16 protein-coding genes are annotated in these 17,732 nt (G+C 61.2%); 5 read left to right on the plus strand and 11 right to left on the minus strand.

Annotation, left to right across the window (positions count from 1 at the left end):
* Positions 1-120 precede the first annotated feature (120 nt).
* The 11 genes from M2401_RS17825 to M2401_RS17875 all read right to left on the minus strand — a co-directional run bounded on the left by M2401_RS17825 (position 121) and on the right by M2401_RS17875 (position 10,944).
* Complete coding sequence (locus M2401_RS17825; RefSeq protein WP_259104773.1) at positions 121-2,133, minus strand: TadG family pilus assembly protein; 2,013 nt, start codon at positions 2,131-2,133, stop codon at positions 121-123.
* Between the two features lie 180 nt (positions 2,134-2,313).
* A complete protein-coding gene (locus tag M2401_RS17830; RefSeq protein WP_259104774.1) occupies positions 2,314-2,874 on the minus strand; it encodes a DUF4136 domain-containing protein in 561 nt (186 codons plus the stop codon).
* A 17-nt stretch (positions 2,875-2,891) separates the two neighbouring features.
* Positions 2,892-3,491 (minus strand): DUF4136 domain-containing protein, encoded by a 600-nt coding sequence (locus tag M2401_RS17835; RefSeq protein WP_259104776.1) that lies wholly within the window; start codon positions 3,489-3,491, stop codon positions 2,892-2,894.
* 155 nt (positions 3,492-3,646) lie between these two features.
* Complete coding sequence (locus M2401_RS17840) at positions 3,647-4,396, minus strand: methyltransferase domain-containing protein (RefSeq protein WP_259104778.1); 750 nt, start codon at positions 4,394-4,396, stop codon at positions 3,647-3,649.
* Positions 4,393-4,698: a nucleotide pyrophosphohydrolase gene (locus tag M2401_RS17845; RefSeq protein WP_259104780.1), complete on the minus strand. Its 306-nt coding sequence runs from the start codon at positions 4,696-4,698 to the stop codon at positions 4,393-4,395. The genes M2401_RS17840 and M2401_RS17845 overlap by 4 nt, the downstream gene beginning before the upstream one ends.
* Before the next feature lie 110 nt (positions 4,699-4,808).
* Positions 4,809-5,795 carry an alpha/beta hydrolase gene (locus M2401_RS17850; RefSeq protein ID WP_259104782.1) on the minus strand — a complete coding sequence of 329 codons (987 nt, stop codon included), beginning with the start codon at positions 5,793-5,795 and terminating at the stop codon, positions 4,809-4,811.
* A 3-nt stretch (positions 5,796-5,798) separates the two neighbouring features.
* Positions 5,799-6,689, minus strand: a complete 891-nt coding sequence (locus M2401_RS17855) for a neutral zinc metallopeptidase (protein WP_259104783.1) — start codon at positions 6,687-6,689, stop codon at positions 5,799-5,801.
* A 119-nt stretch (positions 6,690-6,808) separates the two neighbouring features.
* Positions 6,809-7,741 carry a LysR family transcriptional regulator gene (locus tag M2401_RS17860; RefSeq protein ID WP_259104784.1) on the minus strand — a complete coding sequence of 311 codons (933 nt, stop codon included), beginning with the start codon at positions 7,739-7,741 and terminating at the stop codon, positions 6,809-6,811.
* Positions 7,742-7,812: 71 nt separating this feature from the next.
* On the minus strand, positions 7,813-9,342 hold the full coding sequence (locus M2401_RS17865; RefSeq protein WP_259104785.1) for a tripartite tricarboxylate transporter permease: 1,530 nt from the start codon (positions 9,340-9,342) through the stop codon (positions 7,813-7,815).
* Positions 9,339-9,872 carry a tripartite tricarboxylate transporter TctB family protein gene (locus M2401_RS17870; protein WP_259104786.1) on the minus strand — a complete coding sequence of 178 codons (534 nt, stop codon included), beginning with the start codon at positions 9,870-9,872 and terminating at the stop codon, positions 9,339-9,341. The genes M2401_RS17865 and M2401_RS17870 overlap by 4 nt, the downstream gene beginning before the upstream one ends.
* Positions 9,873-9,927: 55 nt before the next feature.
* Positions 9,928-10,944, minus strand: a complete 1,017-nt coding sequence (locus tag M2401_RS17875; protein ID WP_259104787.1) for a tripartite tricarboxylate transporter substrate binding protein — start codon at positions 10,942-10,944, stop codon at positions 9,928-9,930.
* Between the two features lie 422 nt (positions 10,945-11,366).
* On the opposite strand from M2401_RS17875, the gene M2401_RS17880 reads away from it, so the two are divergent.
* From M2401_RS17880 to M2401_RS17900, 5 genes are all read left to right on the plus strand, one after another.
* Positions 11,367-12,713: an MFS transporter gene (locus M2401_RS17880; RefSeq protein WP_259104788.1), complete on the plus strand. Its 1,347-nt coding sequence runs from the start codon at positions 11,367-11,369 to the stop codon at positions 12,711-12,713.
* Positions 12,706-13,662, plus strand: coding sequence for an amidohydrolase (locus tag M2401_RS17885; RefSeq protein WP_259104789.1), 957 nt, complete (start codon positions 12,706-12,708; stop codon positions 13,660-13,662). Before M2401_RS17880 ends, M2401_RS17885 begins: the two co-directional genes overlap by 8 nt.
* On the plus strand, positions 13,659-14,663 hold the full coding sequence (locus M2401_RS17890; RefSeq protein WP_259104790.1) for a 4-hydroxythreonine-4-phosphate dehydrogenase PdxA: 1,005 nt from the start codon (positions 13,659-13,661) through the stop codon (positions 14,661-14,663). Before M2401_RS17885 ends, M2401_RS17890 begins: the two co-directional genes overlap by 4 nt.
* Before the next feature lie 425 nt (positions 14,664-15,088).
* Positions 15,089-16,414, plus strand: a complete 1,326-nt coding sequence (locus M2401_RS17895; protein ID WP_259104792.1) for an MFS transporter — start codon at positions 15,089-15,091, stop codon at positions 16,412-16,414.
* 33 nt (positions 16,415-16,447) lie between these two features.
* On the plus strand, positions 16,448-17,623 hold the full coding sequence (locus M2401_RS17900) for an L-rhamnonate dehydratase (RefSeq protein WP_259104794.1): 1,176 nt from the start codon (positions 16,448-16,450) through the stop codon (positions 17,621-17,623).
* Positions 17,624-17,732 lie beyond the last annotated feature (109 nt).

Raw genomic sequence — 17,732 nt, forward strand, 5'->3', positions numbered from 1 at the left:
TCGAAAGTAACGGCCTCTTCGCGAATGAATTCGCTCCCACAAAAGTGTCATTTGATTCAGTCCGCTATGCAGTGTTTGAAGGCCCGGCCGCAGATCCTTCGTCAGCCATGAAATTCACGGCTAAATCACCAGCGTCGCCTGGCCAATATTGCAGCTCATATTGGCGCCCAGATTGACCGGGTTGAGGGTCACTCCCAGACTGGTCAGCAGCGGGTCAAGTACACCGGTCAGCAGCGGCGACAGGGTGCTGTTGATGGTGCTGTCCAGGCTGCTGGTGATGGTGCCCAGCAGGGATTCCGCGCCACTCATGAGCGAACCCAGCACATTGTTGGTGGGCGGCGAATACATGTGCACCTGTACCCCGGCGATGGTCCCTGCCAGCAGGCTGCTGGGCAGTGTGGCGTTCGCTGTCAGGGGGAAGAACGGATCGGTATTGACCTCCGGCAGTTGGCTGGGGGTTGATGGCGCGGTGTAGGTAAAGTTGGTGGACGTGCTCTGCACCTGGCCGATCGGGCTGTTGACGCTTATGCCCAAGCCGCCGCCAGTGAATGATGTCCGTGGGCCACATGTCCCTATTCCCAGAATTTTTTTGCATACCGAGCTACCAATATCCAGAACCGGGAGCGGAAGGGCGACGACAGCATTGGGGTCAGTGCTGGCGGGGAAGGCTGCCGCTGAACTGATTTGACCGATTTTCAGGTTCAGCAGTGCGCTATCGGTATGAGTCGTCAGGGTCTTGTTGGTATTGCTGGTACAGGTATAGCCGGTGACGTAACTCTGGGCGCTGGAGGTGGAAATACTTACGTCGATCTGCGGGCCGGCGCTGCCCGTTGTCAGCCACTTGAAGTCATACATCGTGCAGCCCGCACCCACCAGACAGGCAACCGATTCGATGGTGGCGGCCAGATTCAGACTCAGAACACTATTGATCACTGGCGTCAGGGGTGTAAGGAGGTTGGTCGCGGCGTTTAGCAGCGGCGTGATGACGCCGAGCACCGGCAAGTTGATCGACAGTAACGCCCGGGTCTGAGCGGTACGTACGAAAATCCGGTTGGCCCCCGTAGGGTTGCTCGGGTCAATCTTGCTCGGGTCGCCAATGGCCGAGATCTGCGGCGTCTGGATCACCTGAACCCTGGCGGTGACCTGAGCCACGCCAGGCACATTCAACTGCACGGCGGACATCAAGCCATTTTTCTTGTTGGCGACCTGCACCAGGCCCTGGACCAGGTCGAATACGCGCATATTGGTATTCAAGGCCGCCAGATTGCTGCCGCTTTGTACCTGCAACAAATCCCCCAGGGCGATGGTGGTTGAGCCGGCTGCGGTCTTGATGGCATTCAGGCTGGAAATAGTGGCCGTAGCCGCCAGGGTATTGTTGGGGTCGAGGACGCTGATTGCGCTCTGGATCAACTGGCTGACCGAGATATTGGTAGTGAGCAACTGGGTGTAGTCGCCGACCTTGAGATTCAAGTCGGTACTGAGCCGGGTCAGGTAGCTCAGCAGGTTCAGGTTAGTGTCCACCAAGCCCTGCCAACCGGCGACGCTGAGGTTCAGGCTGCCGCCGAGCAGGCCGCCGATCAATGGGTTGAGGACGGCAGCGTTGGCCGAGCTGAGCGTCATGGCCGCGCTGCGCAGGGTCAGTTGCACCAGAGGTGCAGCAGGTTGCGCAACTGCGGTGGCTTTCATCGAAATGATCGGCTCGATGGGGGTACTGGAAAAATACGATGCAACGCCTGAGGCAATGCTTCGGGGCACGGGATGCGTGACGACTACCTGAATGGCTTCGTACTTGCTCGCGTCGGTATTGAACGTGCGCATCCCGCTGGCATCGACTGACAGGTTGCCGCAAAGAGTCGTCATTGTGCGGCCATCGTTGCCCTGGACGAAATCATTGCGAATGCCGCTTTGCGTCGCAAAGGCGACGGCACTGGCCGTGGTGGCAGGCAGACAATTGCCATGACGGCCCGCCGCTTCCAGTGCGGCCATATCGGCGACCCGTTGCAGGCTGCGCCGCTCCATGTACAAGCGTCCGCTATCGAGCACGACGAGCATACATAGCAGCGCCAGGGCCAGGGTTCCGGCCGCCATCAATCCGATGGCGCCACGCTGTTGCAGATGATTCAGGGGGGACATCCAGCACTCCTTAAGTCTCGCCTAACTCCTCACCTGTGAGCAGGAGTGTAGTAAAGAGATTGATAGGGTGCTGGCTAAATGACAGATGGGCCGGGGTTTTGCCGTAGTACCGTAGGACCGGCTTTAGCCGGGGAGGCGCCCTCGCGGCTAAAGTTGCTCCTACAGCCTGACTCTGCATGGCTATCGCGGCGGATACTGGCTCAGGATCTTCGCCACCGTGGTGCGGATCGCCGTATCGCGCGCCACCGGATCTGGGTTGTCGTTGAGGATCTGCTCGGTGCTGCCACGCCACACCAGTTTGCCGTCCTTGCCGTCGAGCAAATCGATCTGCAGGGTGGTCACCTTGTATTCGACGCTGCGGGTTTCGCTAGTGACCGGCGGATAGCCCCAGTAGCCGCCCCAAGGACCGCCCCAGCCTCCACCGTATTGGCTGCTGACCAGTTGCTGGCGGTTCTCCACGACCACCCAGGTCTGTACTTTTAGGTCTGGCGTCGTACCGGCCGCAGCCATGCGCAGGCCACGTTGATCCAGCTGCCCGGCCACGGCCTGGCGGATGCGCTGTTCGGTCAGGTCGCTTTGCAGGCGCGGGTCATTGGGCTGGAATTGCACGCCGGGCTCTTTCCAGCTCCAGCTGCGATAGCCGCCGAAGTCGCGCTGGGTGTCGAAGTCGCGGTTGACCCGTGTGGTGTCGCAGGCACTGAGCAGCAGGGCAACACCCAGTACGGCAAGGTAGCGGAACATGGCAGTTCTCCGAAAAGTCAGGCTGGGGGATAAGTGCTCAGGGCGCCTTGTACGGCGTCGCGCAGGGCTTTGCCGCGTTGTGCCTGGTCGCCAGCGACAGCGGCTTCGGCACGGGCGCTCCAGACGGGTTGGCCACTGCGGCCATCGAACAGGCTGACAGTGACGACGATCACTTGCTCCTGATAAGTGCGTACCACCGGCACCGTGGCATAACCGCCGTAGCCATTGCGGTAGCCGCCGTAGTACGGGTCATAGTCGTCGTCCCTGACCTGACGCAGACGGGTTTCCGGATGCAGTTCGGCACTGACATACAGGTCGGCGCCCTGGGGATTACGCCCGGGGCGCAACCCGCGTTGGTCCAGGCCATTGCTGACGGCTTCGGCGATCTGCGCGGGGTCGGCCCAGGTCGAGCCGACGGGCAACTGGCCGTTTAGCCAGGCCCAGTCGCGATAACGCCCATAGTCCCGAGGGGCCGCTGGATAGGCGCTCAGGTCCAGGGTATTGGCGGCCTGGGCCGGGGCGGGCGGTAGAGGACTGGAACTGGCGACGTACGGGTTTTCACTCTGGCAGGCGGCCAGGCCCAGGGTCAGGACGAGTGTGGCGAGGCGGGATTTCATGATGGTCTCCTTGGGCCTCTCTTTTTAATGAAGGTAAAGCGAACTCGTTGGAGCGAGGCCTGCCCGCGAAGGCATTTAAAAGGTGTCGAATATGTATCTGGCTCACGGGCCCTTCGCGGGCAAGCCTCGCTCCAACAAGCGTTGTACTTGTCTCTCTAAATCGGGCGACACACCCAATGCAGATAACGCCCCAACCCGGCATAGGCCGGATGGCGGCGGTGGGCCAGTTCCATTTCCAGCAGGTCCGCCAGATCGGCCTTGGCCTGGAACTCCACCGGCATATAGTCGTGGAACACGCGCACACCACTACGGGTTTGGACTTGCCACAGCGGCTCAAGTTGCGCCGCCAGATCACGCGGATCAAGGGGTTGTTGCGGGGTCAGGCTCTGCTTTTCCCCGGCCATGTCATTTTTGCGCATCTTGCGGAAATGACCCTTGAGCAGGTTGCGGTAGATCAGCGCGTCACGGTTGTAGAAAGCCAGGGACAGCCAGCCATCGCGACGGGTCAGTTGATGCAGCACCGGCAGGATCGCGTGGGGCTCGGCCAGCCATTCCAGCACGGCGTGGCACAGCACCAGATCGTAGGGCTCGGTCAGTTGGCCGAGCAGCTCCTGCCAGGGCGCCTGAATGAAGGTTGCGCTCTGCCCGGCGTCGGCGAAGCGCTGGCGGGCGCCTTCGAGCATGGGTTCGGCAGGCTCGGCCAGGGTCACCTGATGACCGCGTTCAGCCAGCCACAACGACATATGGCCCAGCCCGGCACCGATATCCAGTACCCGCAGCGGGCGGTTGGGCAGGGCTTCGAGCAGGTCGGCCTGGAGTACCGCCAGGCGAATCGCGCCTTTTGCGCCGCCGTAGATTTTCTCGGCAAAGCGCGTCGCCAACTGGTCGAAATGACGGTCACTCATTTGGCGAACCGCCGTTCACTGTCGGCGAGCTTGCTGCGCACCACTTCGTCCATATTCAGCCCAAGTTCGCTGCACATCAGCAGCAGATAGAGGACGATGTCGCCGATTTCCTGCCCGGCATGAGCCAATTGATCAGGCGGCAACTGCTGGGACTGTTCCGGGGTCAACCACTGGAAAATCTCTACCAGCTCGGCCATTTCGACGCTGGCGGCCATGGCCAGGTTCTTGGGGCTGTGAAATTGCCGCCAGTCGTTCTGGTCGCGAATACGGTGCAGGCGTTGGGTGAGTTCTTCGAGATTCATGCGGGAGGCTCCTTGAGGCGCATAGCTTCAAGGGGAACCGGTCGCGAAGCAAGCCTGGTTTGTGCCGCTTGCCGACCGGTTCAGGCGCTATTCAGACGCCGTACATTCACTCAGAGCGGAGTGAACAGGGCCTTCTGGCCTTCAGGGGAGGTGAAGATAGCGTCGCCGTTATGGCCGACCCCCGGCACTACGACCAGGTGCTGGCTGGTCCCCTCGGGATGACGCTTCTGCAAATACTCGAAGTAGTTCTGGCCACGGTTCAGCCGTGACGAACCCTGGGCTTCGGCGCCGCAGGACTTGTCCAGCGCCGGATGGTTGGGATCAGTGTCCAGCTGGCCGAGCAGGTAGGTGATATCGCGCTTAACATAGTTCTGCTCGATAACCGCCGGGGTTTGTTGGCCGGCGTAGAACGGCAGTTTGTTCAGGCCGTATTTCCAGTCGTTGAAGCTCGGGCAGGTCGCCGCCGTCACTGGCAACGGCCGCTGGGCGTCGAGATAGGCATAGGACGAGGAATTGGCGATCACATAGCGCAGGTGGATGCCTTCCTTTTTCAGCAGGGCATCTTCACGGCCGCCGAGAATCGCATAACGCTGCACCACCTGGGCGCCGCTGGAGTGACCGGCGATCACGATTTCCTTGAGGTTGGGGAACAGCTTGCTGTCGCTCAGGCGTTTGAGGATATGGTCCAGTACCACGAACGAACTGATCGGCTTGGGCCCGACCGCGGTGTCACCCGCCATCCAGTTGTTTTCGTGCCAGTGCAGGATTTTTTCCGGCAGGTGGTGGGCAACGATGTCTTTTTCATCGAGGAACTGTGGCGAGATCAGCAGGGTTTTCTGCCGCTGCTTGGACTGGTTGGCCGCGCGCTCGATGCTGCGCAAGTAGGTCGGTGCGTTGCGCAGGCGGCCGTGGATGACGATGACCACGCGCTGAATCTGCGGCTTGGGTTTGACCCACTCCTGACTCAGGCCCAGGGTGGCCTCGACGCCATTGATCACCAGTCGATCAGGGCTGATCGATTGGACCGCGTGGTCCTCGGCGTGAGCCGTGGCGCTCAGAAGGGTGCCCAACATCAGGACCAAAAGCGGTTTCATCATTGATCAAAGGCTCTTTGCGGCGAACGTGTCGCACTGATTGATTTGACCCTGGGCAAAACCGGTTTTGAACCAGCGCACCCGTTGGGCCGACGTCCCGTGAGTAAACGAGTCAGGCACAACCCTACCCTGACTTTGTTGCTGTAACCGGTCATCACCAATGGCGTTGGCCGCGGTCAGGGCCTCTTCAATATCACCCGGCTCCAGCCAGTTCAAACGCTTTTGTGCATGCCATGCCCAGACCCCGGCCAGGCAATCGGCCTGCAGTTCCTGGCGCACCAGTAAACCATTGCTGCCTTCCATGCGCTGGCCCTGTTGCCGGGCCGTCTGAATTTTGGCTGAAATACCCAGTAACGTCTGCACATGATGGCCTACTTCGTGGGCAATTACATAGGCTTGCGCGAAGTCACCGGCTGCCTTGAAGCGCTGGGACATTTCCCGGAAGAAATCCAGGTCCAGATAAACCTGCTGATCGGCCGGGCAATAGAAGGGGCCGCTCGCCGAAGACGCCAAGCCACAGGCTGACTGTACCCGGCCACGAAACAGCACGAGCGTCGGGTCTTTGTACTGGCGGCCGCTCTGGGCAAAGATCGCCCGCCAGGTGTCTTCGGTGTCGCCGAGGATAGCCCGGACAAAGTCCGTCTGCGGATCGTTGGCGGCCGGTGCCTGTCGGGTTTGCGGGCTGACGCTGGTGGACTGCTGCTCCATCTGCCCGGCCAGTTGCCCGAGAATCTGCATCGGGTCCTGGCCGGTCAACAGCCCGAACGCGACGATCAACACCACCCCGCCCAGGCTCAGGCCCTTGCCGCCGATCCTGAAACCACCGCCGCCACCGCCACTTGCGCCGTCCTGAGCATCGACTACGTTGTCGCTGCGCCGACCTTTTTTCCAGAGCATGGGGGAGTCCTTTCGGGAGGGATGTAAGAGAGTGTTGCTCTTAGACAGGCTTGGCGCCAGTTTGATCGTCGGGGGAGGTAATTGTCGGACCGGCTAAAGCCGGTCCCATAGGGGAAAGCTTACTTATGCTCGCTTTTCACCGAGTTGATAAACGCCTGCATCGCCGAAGACTGGATGCGGTGGCGCCGGGTAATCAGGCCGTACGGTGGCAGGCGTGCTTCGAACTTGATCGGCAGCACGGCCAGTAGATCGCGGCCTGCATAGTCTTCCACCACCGACACCGGAGTGACGCCGAGCATGTCGGTCTGCTGGATCAGCGACAGCAGGGTCATGATCGAGGTGGTTTCGACGATGCTGTTGGGGATATCGACCCGGGCGTTATGGAACACCTGATTGATGATCGCGCGCATGGGGCTTGGGTGCTGTTGCAGCACCCAGGTCATGTTCTGTAATCCGGCCCAGCCCAGATCGCTGGCCTTGGCCAGAGGATGGTGGGCGCCGGCAATCACACACAGTTCTTCTTCACCGAGGCCGTCGAACAGCAGTTCTTCGGCACGCACGCCTCCGGGAATACGGCCCAGAACCACATCAAGCTGGTCCTGCAACAACGCCTGCACCAGTACATCACTGGTATCGACCTGAATGCTCATGGACAGGCGCGGATGGCTTTTCTTCAGGTCGGCGATGGTGCGGGTCAGCAGCCCCGAGGCCAGGGCCGGGATGGCGCCGACCGTAACCCGGCCCAGGTTGCCGGATTCCAGGGCCACCAGTTCTTCGCGCATGCCGCTCAGTTCGGCGAACACCATGCGCGCGTAATAGATGACGGTTTCACCGAAGGGCGTGGCGCGCATGCCCCGTGGCAGCCGTTCGAACAGCTCGACGCCGAGCAAATCCTCGGCTTCATGGAGCATCTTGGTCGCTGCCGGTTGAGTCATGCCGATATTGTCGGCGGCCCGGCGCAGCGAGCCCAGCTCCTGCAACGCCAGCATCAACCGCAACTGGCGCAGGCGCAGGCGGCTGTGGATCACGTTGGCGTCGGGAATTCGGGTCATGGAAGCAGGCTCGCAGTAAAGACTGGCGCGAGACTGACAAGAAATATCAGCCGTTGCCAGTCCTTTGCCCCTTATAAGATCGATTTTGGTTTCGCCGGATGGCGCGCCCGCCAGCCAATGGCATGCTGGATGGCGCCAGAGATCAGCGGCCAGAACAGCATGATCAGCGCCGCCGTAGTCAAGCTGCCCACCAAGGGATTGGACCAGAAGATGCCCAGTTGCCCGTCAGAAAACAGCATCGACTGGCGAAAGGCGTCTTCGGCCTTGTCTCCCAGCACCGCCGCCAGCACCAAAGGCGCAATCGGGTAGCCGAGTTTCTTGAACAGATAACCCAGGGCGCCGAACCCCAGCATCAGGCCGACATCGAACAGCGAGTTATGCACCGAGTAGGCACCAATGGCGCAGACCATGATGATGATCGGCGCAATGATCGAGAACGGGATGCGCAGGATCGAGGCGAACAGCGGCACCGTTGCCAACACCACCAGCAGGCTGACCACATTGCCCAGGTACATACTGGCAATCAGGCCCCAGACAAAATCATGTTGTTCGACAAACAGCGTCGGTCCGGGGTGCAGGCCCCAGATCATCAGGCCGCCGAGCATCACCGCCGCCGTGGCCGAGCCAGGAATGCCCAGGGTCAGCATTGGCAGCAGGGCGCTGGTGCCCGCAGCGTGGTCGGCGGTTTCCGGGGCGATGACGCCTTCGATTTCACCCTTGCCGAAATTATCGCGGTTCTTCGAGAAGCGCCGGGCCAGGCTGTAGCCCATGAACGATGCCGCCGTCGGGCCGCCGGGCGTAATACCCATCCAGCAACCGACCAGGGTGCTGCGCACGATGGTCAGCCAGTAACGCGGCAGTTTCGCCCAGGTGCGCAGGATCACCATCGGCGTGATGCGCGCATGCTCGCCGCGGAACACCAGTCCTTCTTCCACTGTGCAGAGAATCTCGCCGATGCCAAACAGGCCGATCACCGCCACCTCGAAACTGATGCCGGTCATTAGGATCGGTTGGTCGAAGGTCAGGCGCAGGTTGCCGGACACGGTGTCCATGCCCACCGCCGCCATGGCGAAGCCGATCATCATCGACACCACGGTCTTGAGCGGCGGGTTCTTGCTCATGCCAATAAAGGTGCAGAACGCCAACAGATACACCGCGAAGAATTCCGGTGAACTGAATGACATGGCGAATTCGGCGATACGTGTCGACAGAAAGGTCAGCAGCAGAACACCGGCCAGGGCGCCGATCAGCGCCGAGCTGAATGCGGCGGTCAGGGCTTCGGCGGCGCGGCCTTCACGGGCCATGGGGTAGCCATCAAAGGTGGTCGCCACCGAGGACGGCTCACCGGGGATATTGAACAGGATCGAGGTGATCGACCCGCCAAACAGCGCGCCCCAGTACATGCACGACAGCAGGATGATGGCCGAGACTGGCGACATGGTGAAGGTCAGCGGCAGCAACAGTGCCACGCCATTGGGCGCGCCCAGGCCCGGCAGCACGCCGACCAGAATGCCCAGCAGCACGCCGATCACCATCAGGCCGATATGGCCGGGCGTGAGGATCAGGTTCATGCCTTGCAGCAGGGAATCGAATTCGCTCATTGCAAGGTTCTCCCGGCCAAGGCCAGCCAGTCGCCGAGGGGGCCGGCATCCAGCGGCACCTTGAACCACAGGGCGAAGATCAGGTAACTGGCCAGTACTGCGCCGCCGGACACCGAACAGATCATCAGCTTGCCGTAAGGCTTGGCCCTGATCCGGTCGCGCCACATGAACCAGGCGATAAATACCGCCGAAGCCAGGTAGATGCCGACAAAGGGCATCGCCGCGACAAACAGGGCAATCGGGATAAACACCGACAACACCTGGCGAAATTGCCCACGGCTGATGAAGGCTACGCTCAGCGCACGCCAGCGAATCAGGGTCAGTACGCAATTACCGAGGCTGGCGCAGCTCAACAGCAGGCCGATGTAAAACGGGAAATAGCCCGGTTCAGGCCCGGCGTCGCCCCAGCCGATGCCTTGGTCAAGGCTGCCGTACATCACCACGACGCCGATCAGCAGGGTGAACAGGGCCAGGGCGAACTCGACCCAGCGGGTCGCGACCAGCGCGGATGTTGCAGAAGAATGGGACATGGTGGTTCACCTCCAAGCGAGCGGCTGCCGGACCAATACCCGGCAGCGGGCTGAATCAGTCACGCAGCCAGCCGGCATCCTTGAACACCGGGGTGACCCGGGCAGTGTCCTGCTCGATATACGCGGTCAGTTGATCGCCTTCGAGGAAGGTCGGCACCAGGGCGTTTTGCGTAACGTAAGCCTTGAATTCCGGCGCCTGGGAGACCTTGCGCATCAGCTCGATATAGAACGCGCGCTGCTCGGCGGTGACATTGCCGGGCATGAACACGGTGCGCGGGAAGCGGTATTGCTCCACGCCCAGCCCCTGTTCGTGGCAGGTGGGGACATCGGCCCAGGCTTTGTCACCGGCGACTTTCTCGCTGTAGCCCATGCGCTCCTTGCTGAATACGCACAGCGGCTGGACCTGATCACCACGCCACTGACTGATGCTTTCGCTGGGATTATTGACGTTGGCGGCGATATGTTTGCCCGCCAACTGAGTCGCCGCTTCACTGCCGCTCTTGAACGGGATGTACACCAGCTTGCTGCCGGTGGTCTTGTTCAGCAGCAGGGTCAGGGTCTGGTCAACATCCTTGGACTGGCTGCCGCCCATGCGCAGTTTCGACGGGTCGGCCTTGACGGCCTCATAGAAGCCCTTGGCGTCTTTCCAGGGCGCGTTCTTGTAGGTCCAGAGGATGAAGTCATCCTCGGCCACGGCGGCGACGGGGGTCAGCTCCTGCCATTGATAGCCGAGCTTGGATACCAGGGGCAGCAGATAGATGTTGTTGGTGCCGATCACCAGTTTGTCGGCATCGCCTGCGGACATCTTCAGATCAAGAAAAGCCTCGGCGCCGTTGCCGCCGCCCTTGTTCAACACCACGGTGTTGACGTCCAGCAGCTTGTGGGTGGTGATGATCGACTGGATCAGGCGGCCCAGTTGATCGGTGCCGCCACCAGGTCCGCCAGCGACGACGATCTCGACATTCTTGTCCGGTTGCCAGGCAGCACTGGCCAGGGCGGGGAGGGTGGCTGCGGCAAGCAGGGTGCAACCGAGTAAAAAGCGCGAGGTACGGCGAAAGGGCGCTGTGCGCATGGTGGGGCCTCTCTTTTGTTGTAATTGTTTTTTGAGTGATGTGTCCGACATGGGTGTCGGCAAATCTTGAGGCGAGTGTGGGAAGGTGCGGCGCTGGCGTCTAGTCAAAACATCACATACGCCGATAACCTCAGGTTATGGCAGGAGGCGTCATGCATCACTAAAGACGAGTGGCTGTGGGAGCAAGGCCTGGCCGCCAATGACGCACCGCGATATGCCAGTAATTTCATGTTGTCCCGTTCGCGGGCAAGCCGCGCTCCCACAGGCATGGCGATTTGAATAAAGGGGAGGTGCTATGCACTGCGGTTATCAGCGTATGTGTATTTTTGATTAGACGGTTATCACCCGCATCCCGATAGTGAGCGCCATGACGCCGCACCGACCGGTATCAACAACAAGAACAATAAATAGAGGTAAGCACCATGGCTCGTTCCAGTGCCCCCGCGCAGCTGTCGCCTATCGAAATCGACCCTGCCACAGCCGGTCCGCTAGCCGCGACGGCGCGCGCCACCACTGTGCGCTGGCGGATCTTCGCAATCATCTTTCTGCTAACCATGGTCAACCTGATCGACCGGGTTTCGCTGTCCATCGCCATGCCGACCATTGGCAAGGAATTCTCGCTGTCGCCGAGCATGCAGGGCCTGATTCTCAGCAGTTTCTTCTGGGCCTACGCACTGTTGCAGATCCCCGGCGGCTGGCTGATCGACCGCTTCGGCCCGCGCCGGGTAATTACCTGGTCCACAGGCTTGTGGGGCACCTTTCAAGTGTTGGCCGGTTTTGCTACCGGTGGCGCGTCGCTGCTGTTTGCACGGATGTTTCTCGGGGCTGCCGAGGCGCCGCTGTTTCCTTCCGGCGGCAAACTGATTTCCCTGTGGCTGGCCCCCAGCGAGCGCAGTCGCGGTGCAGTGATGATGGACAGCGGCAGCCCGTTGGGCGTGGCGCTGGGCGGCTTGATCATCGCTTATCTGATTGCCACCCTCGACTCCTGGCGCATGGCGTTCGTGATTGCCGGTCTGGCGACGTTGGTCTTGGGCTGGGTGTCGTGGCGCTACCTGCGTGACGACCCTTCGGTGCATCCGCTGGTCAACCCGGCTGAGCTGGCGAAGATCAATGCCGGTCGCGCCACGCCTGCTGCAGAGGCCGCCCGGGCGCCGGTCAAGGGCCTGGGCATCGCTGCCCGCTCGCTGACAGGGCTGCTGCTGGGGCGTTCCAGCTGGGCAATGGTCTATTTTGGCCTGCTGACCTGGGGCCCGAGTTATCTGGCCCAAGCCCGTGGTTTCGATATCAAGGGTATCGGCGCAGCCACCTTCGTGATCTTTATCTGCGGCGCCCTGGGTTCGTTGACTGGTGGTTTTCTCTGTGACGGCCTGATCCGCAAGGGCGTGCGCCGGGGCCTGGCGGTCAAGGGCCTGCTGACCTTCTCCGGGTTGATTGCCCTCGGAGCGCTGTTGCTGCTGCCGACCCTGAGCAACCCGATTGCCGCCGTGGCGCTGCTGGCCATGACCGCCTTCTTCCTGATGTGGGGCAGCCTCTACTGGAGCTTCCCGGCCCTGCTCGCAGCACCGGCCCGGGTTGGCCTGATTGGCGGCGTGATGAACCTGGCGGGCAGCATTGGCGGCATCTTCGTACCGATTCTGGTCGGGGTGATCCTGCAGTTCTTCGGCGGCTTTGGTGCAGTGCTGGCGTTCTTCGCCATCTGCGCGGCGCTGTTTGTCATGGCCACGCTGTTCATCAGCCTGGACGGTCAGCGTGAGGTGGCCGATGTCTGAGTTGTGGAACGGGCCCATTGTCGATGCCCATCATCATTTCTGGGACCCACAGCGCAATTACCATCCCTGGCTGGCCGAGGGCGTGAATATCCCGTTTCGCTACGGTGACTACTCGGCGATCAAGCGTCGCTACCTGCCGCCGGAATATTTTGCCGATGCCGGCGAGCATCAGGTGGTGCAGACCGTTTATGTCGAAACCGAATGGGACCCCAGTGACCCTATCGGTGAGACACGTTTCGTCGAGCAACTGATCGCCCGCTACGGCGTGCCCAATGCCATCGTCGCCCAGGCCTGGCTGGACCATCCTGATGCCATCGACGTGCTCGCTGCCCAGGCCGGGTTCAAGGCGGTGCGCAGCGTGCGGCATAAGCCCGGCGGCCCGACTTCACCTGCGCAGGTCGGCAGCGAGCGCAGCCTGATGAGTGACGAACACTGGCGGCGCAGCTTCGCCGCGCTGCGAGGATTGGGTCTGCATTTCGATTTGCAGACTCCGTGGTGGAACCTGCCGGAAGCCGAACTTCTGGCGCAGGATTTCCCCGACACGACGATCATTCTCAACCATGCCGGGCTGCCGTCGGACCGCAGCGAGCAGGGCCTGGCCGGCTGGCACGCGGCGATGGCGCGGTTGGCTGAACAGCCCAATGTGGCGGTGAAAATCTCCGGCCTGGGCCAGCACTGCAAGCCCTGGCGCGCCGAGGACAACGCCTGGATCGTTCGCGAGATCATCGCCATGTTCGGCGCGCACAGAGCGATGTTCGCCAGCAACTTTCCGGTGGACAGCCTGTGCGGCTCGTTCGATGACATTTACAGCGGCTTCAAGCACATCGTCCGCGACTTGCCTCGCGCCGATCAGCAGCGGCTGTTCTACAGCAATGCGCGACGTATCTACCGTTGCGAGCCTTCAGCCAGCGCGCAGACGCGGCCTGAACCTATGAGGAATCAAGCATGAGCAAGACCCGAATTGCGATGGTACTGGGCGACCCGGCCGGCATCGGCCCTGAGCTGATTGCCAGGCTGTTGTCCGAACCCCTTGTGCGTAGTCAGGCCTCGGTGATCCTGATCGCCGACGAGAGTGAAATGCGTCGAGGCATGGATATCGCCGGCAAGGAATTCCCTTATCGCCGCGTGGCGTCTCTGGACAACCTCGACTTCAGTGACGATACCCCGCTGTTCTACGATTTTCGCGGCGATGCCACCGGTGAGTTTGCCCGCAGCGAAGCCAGTGTGATTGGCGGGCGCTATTGCCTGGACACCCTGAAAATTGCTGTCGAGCTGACCGCCGCCAAGACCACCGACGCCGTGCTGTTCGGGCCGCTGAACAAGACCTCGCTGCATATGGCCGGCATGGCCCATAACGATGAACTGCACTGGTTCGCCGAACTGCTCGGCTTCGACGGGCCATTCTGCGAATTCAACGTACTGGACAACCTGTGGACCTCCCGGGTGACCTCCCATGTCGCCCTGTCGGCGGTGCCAGGCATGCTCAGTCACGACCGCGTGGTCGAAGCCATTCGCCTGATCGACACTGCCCTCAAACGTAATGGTCTGGAGCGTCCGCGCATCGGCGTCTGCGGCCTCAATCCGCATAACGGCGACAACGGCTCGTTCGGCCGCGAAGAACTGGACATCATCGGCCCGGCCGTCAAGACCGCTATCGCCCAAGGCATTGCCGCCGACGGGCCGTATCCGGGGGACACCATCTTCCTTAAGGTGCAGGGCGATGCCAGCGCCTTCGACGCAGTGGTGACCATGTACCACGACCAGGGTCAGATCGCGATCAAGCTCATGGGCTTCTCCCGTGGCGTGACGGTGCAGGGCGGCCTGCCGATCCCTATCACCACCCCGGCCCACGGCACCGCTTTCGATATCGCCGGGCAGGGCAAGGCCAACGTCGGCGCGATTCGCCAGGCGTTCGAGATTGCCTGCCGGATGGGGCGGAGCAGCTACTGACTCAAAGGGTTTGCCTGTATGTGTGTGTGACTCGCAGTTTTGCCGCAGAACGGTTTGTATAACGTCTGCGGCTTTTTTTTGCCTGCACTGGTGCTTTGGATCGCGAACCCAGAGCAACTGCAGGAGCGAATTCATTCGCGAAGAGGTCAGTCCATCCGATAGATATTAGTCGCCAGGAATATCGCTTTCGCGAATGAATTCGCTCCCACAATCCCCCCGCAATGTTCGCGTTCCGGATATCTACATATAACTCTATTCGTACTCATGACCTTCGACCGATCACCTGTAGCTATCACTGGATACGCATAAGTGATTAGCGGCGCTTATCGGTAACTGGCTAAATCTCCCCATCGACTCGTCGACAAACAACTACAAAAAGCCCGTCCTGCCTTATGCAGGACATACCGGCACCAAGGAACACCTCCATGGCAAATCCTGTCTCTGCTCAGGCTCTTGACCGAGCCATCTCCAAAAGCCGCCTGCGGCTGCTGCCCTTCCTGATTCTCATGTACATCCTGGCCTTCATCGACCGTTCCAACGTCGGTTTTGCCAAGGCTGCGCTGTTGGCCGATACCGGCCTTGGGGATGCGGCATTCGCCTTTGGCGCCAGTATCTTCTTCATCGGTTATGCCTTCTTCGAAGTGCCCAGCAACTACATGCTGCACAAGCTGGGCGCCAAGGTCTGGCTGTGCCGCATCATGGTTACCTGGGGGCTGGTGTCGGCGGCGATGATGTTCGCCCGCGACGCCAATACCTTCTATGTCCTGCGCTTCCTGCTGGGTGTGGCCGAGGCCGGTTTCTTCCCTGGCATCATCCTGTACCTCACCTACTGGTTCCCGGCGCAGAGCCGTGGCCAGGCCCTGGGCATGTTCTATTTCGGCCTGCCGCTGGCACTGGTCCTGGGCAGCCCGCTGTCGGGCTGGCTGCTGGAATTCCATGGCGTGTTCGGCCTGAAGAACTGGCAGTGGCTGTTCGTGGTCGAGGGGCTGATGGCCTCGGTGGTAGGTATTGCTGCGTACTTCTATCTGGTCAATCGTCCAGCCCAGGCCAGTTGGTTGAGTGACGAAGAAAAGCACGCGCTGCAAACCGCCCTGGCTGAAGAAGACGCGAAGAAAAAAGACAGCAGCCCCCACGGTTTCCTCAGCGCCCTGCGTAACCCGCAAGTGCTGAAGTTCTGCCTGGCCTACTTCACCGTACAAATGAGTGTGTATGGCGTGGTGTTCTACCTTCCGACCCGCATTGCCGGGCTGCTGGATGGCCATATCGGCCTGAACGTCGGCCTGATCACGGCGATCCCGTGGATCTGTGCACTGATCGTCACCCGTGTGATCACCCGCTACGCCGACCGCACCGGCCAGCATCGCCGTCTGGCGGTGTGCATGCTGACCATGGCCGCCTTGGGCATCGCCGCCTCGGCCCTGGGTACGAGCATGGTGCCGGTAGTCCTGGCGTTTTGCTTCGCCGCAGCCGGTTTCGTCGCCGTCCAGCCGCTGTTCTGGACCATCCCCACCAGCTACCTCAGCGGCGCCGCCGCAGCCGGCGGGATTGCCCTGATCAACTCCATCGGCAACCTCGGCGGCTTCGCGGCGCCGAACCTGAAAACCATCATGGAAAGCCAGTTTGCCGATCCCCGTGCCGGCATGTTCGCCCTGGCTGCGGTCGGCATCATCGGCGCCATCCTGCTCTCGCGGCTGCATCGCCAGAGCCCGAACACCCCTTCATCCCAGCACGAACCGGTACAGGTCGGCTGATAACCATCAAGCAGTAGCAAGGAAACTGTCCTTATGAAAATCAAAGCGATCCGTACCCGCGTCTTCGAATGGAAAGGCAAGGTCGTGCCACCGCAAGCGCACTTCTGCACCAACGCCAGCGACATCCTGTTCGAACGTGGCGATGCCATGGGCTCCTTCCGTTTCCACGGCTGGCTGGTGGTGGAAGTCGAGACCGACAGCGGCATCGTCGGCGTCGGCAACTGCGCCCTGGCGCCGCGCGTGGCCAAGGAAATCATCGACACCTACCTGGCACCCATCGCCATCGGTGAAGACCCGTTCGACAACGAATACATCTGGCAGAAAATGTACCGCCAGAGCCACGCCTGGGGCCGCAAGGGCATCGGCATGGCCGCCATCTCGGCTATCGATATCGCGATCTGGGACATCATGGGCAAGGCCGTCAACAAGCCGGTGTTCAAGCTGCTGGGTGGTCGTACCAAAGAGAAGATCTGGACCTACGCCTCCAAGCTCTACGCCAACGACAACCTCGACCTGTTCCTGGAAGAAGCCCAGGGCTACCTGAACCAGGGCTTCACCGCGCTGAAAATGCGCTTCGGTTATGGCCCCAAAGACGGCCCGGCGGGCATGCGGCGCAATATCGAGCAAGTGCGCGCCCTGCGTGAACTGGCCGGCCCGGACGTGGACATCATGCTCGAGTGCTACATGGGCTGGACCCTGGAGTATGCCCGCCGCATGCTGCCGAAACTGGCCGAGTTCGAGCCGCGCTGGCTGGAAGAACCGGTGATTGCCGACGATATCGAAGGCTACATCGAACTGAAGAAGATGGGGATCATGCCGATCTCCGGCGGCGAGCATGAATTCACTTCCTACGGCTTCAAGGACCTGCTGGAGCGTCGCGCCGTCGACGTGATCCAGTACGACACCAACCGCGTCGGCGGCATCACCGCTGCGCGCAAGATCAACGCCATGGCCGAAGCCTGGTCGGTGCCGGTCATCCCCCATGCTGGGCAGATGCACAACTACCACCTGACCATGTCCACCACAGCCTCGCCTATGGCCGAGTTCTTCCCGGTGTTCGACGTCGAAGTCGGCAACGAGTTGTTCTATTACGTGTTCAAGGGCGAGCCGCAGCCGGTCAATGGTTATATCCAGCTGGACGACAACAAACCGGGCCTTGGTCTGGAAATCTCCGACGAATACCTGAGCGACTTCAACATTATCGAGTGATCGAGAGCCTGGGGAATATCTGCCAATTTGTGGGAGACCTGTGGGAGCGGATTCATCCGCGAAGAGGGTGGTGTGTCCGATGGCGGGTTGCCGTCAGGTATACCGTTTT

Origin of the sequence: Pseudomonas sp. JUb42, assembly GCF_024807945.1 — a bacterium.
Taxonomy (GTDB): domain Bacteria; phylum Pseudomonadota; class Gammaproteobacteria; order Pseudomonadales; family Pseudomonadaceae; genus Aquipseudomonas.

What these genes read in the sequence shown, in the direction of transcription:
- M2401_RS17880 (WP_259104788.1), top strand. Translation starts at nt 11,367, where the DNA reads ATGGCTCGTTCCAGTGCCCCCGCGCAGCTGTCGCCTATCGAAATCGAC.
- M2401_RS17830 (WP_259104774.1), bottom strand. Translation starts at nt 2,874, where the DNA reads ATGTTCCGCTACCTTGCCGTACTGGGTGTTGCCCTGCTGCTCAGTGCC.
- M2401_RS17885 (WP_259104789.1), top strand. Translation starts at nt 12,706, where the DNA reads ATGTCTGAGTTGTGGAACGGGCCCATTGTCGATGCCCATCATCATTTC.
- M2401_RS17890 (WP_259104790.1), top strand. Translation starts at nt 13,659, where the DNA reads ATGAGCAAGACCCGAATTGCGATGGTACTGGGCGACCCGGCCGGCATC.
- M2401_RS17835 (WP_259104776.1), bottom strand. Translation starts at nt 3,491, where the DNA reads ATGAAATCCCGCCTCGCCACACTCGTCCTGACCCTGGGCCTGGCCGCC.
- M2401_RS17850 (WP_259104782.1), bottom strand. Translation starts at nt 5,795, where the DNA reads ATGATGAAACCGCTTTTGGTCCTGATGTTGGGCACCCTTCTGAGCGCC.
- M2401_RS17875 (WP_259104787.1), bottom strand. Translation starts at nt 10,944, where the DNA reads ATGCGCACAGCGCCCTTTCGCCGTACCTCGCGCTTTTTACTCGGTTGC.
- M2401_RS17845 (WP_259104780.1), bottom strand. Translation starts at nt 4,698, where the DNA reads ATGAATCTCGAAGAACTCACCCAACGCCTGCACCGTATTCGCGACCAG.
- M2401_RS17900 (WP_259104794.1), top strand. Translation starts at nt 16,448, where the DNA reads ATGAAAATCAAAGCGATCCGTACCCGCGTCTTCGAATGGAAAGGCAAG.
- M2401_RS17840 (WP_259104778.1), bottom strand. Translation starts at nt 4,396, where the DNA reads ATGAGTGACCGTCATTTCGACCAGTTGGCGACGCGCTTTGCCGAGAAA.
- M2401_RS17865 (WP_259104785.1), bottom strand. Translation starts at nt 9,342, where the DNA reads ATGAGCGAATTCGATTCCCTGCTGCAAGGCATGAACCTGATCCTCACG.
- M2401_RS17860 (WP_259104784.1), bottom strand. Translation starts at nt 7,741, where the DNA reads ATGACCCGAATTCCCGACGCCAACGTGATCCACAGCCGCCTGCGCCTG.
- M2401_RS17895 (WP_259104792.1), top strand. Translation starts at nt 15,089, where the DNA reads ATGGCAAATCCTGTCTCTGCTCAGGCTCTTGACCGAGCCATCTCCAAA.
- M2401_RS17870 (WP_259104786.1), bottom strand. Translation starts at nt 9,872, where the DNA reads ATGTCCCATTCTTCTGCAACATCCGCGCTGGTCGCGACCCGCTGGGTC.
- M2401_RS17825 (WP_259104773.1), bottom strand. Translation starts at nt 2,133, where the DNA reads ATGTCCCCCCTGAATCATCTGCAACAGCGTGGCGCCATCGGATTGATG.
- M2401_RS17855 (WP_259104783.1), bottom strand. Translation starts at nt 6,689, where the DNA reads ATGCTCTGGAAAAAAGGTCGGCGCAGCGACAACGTAGTCGATGCTCAG.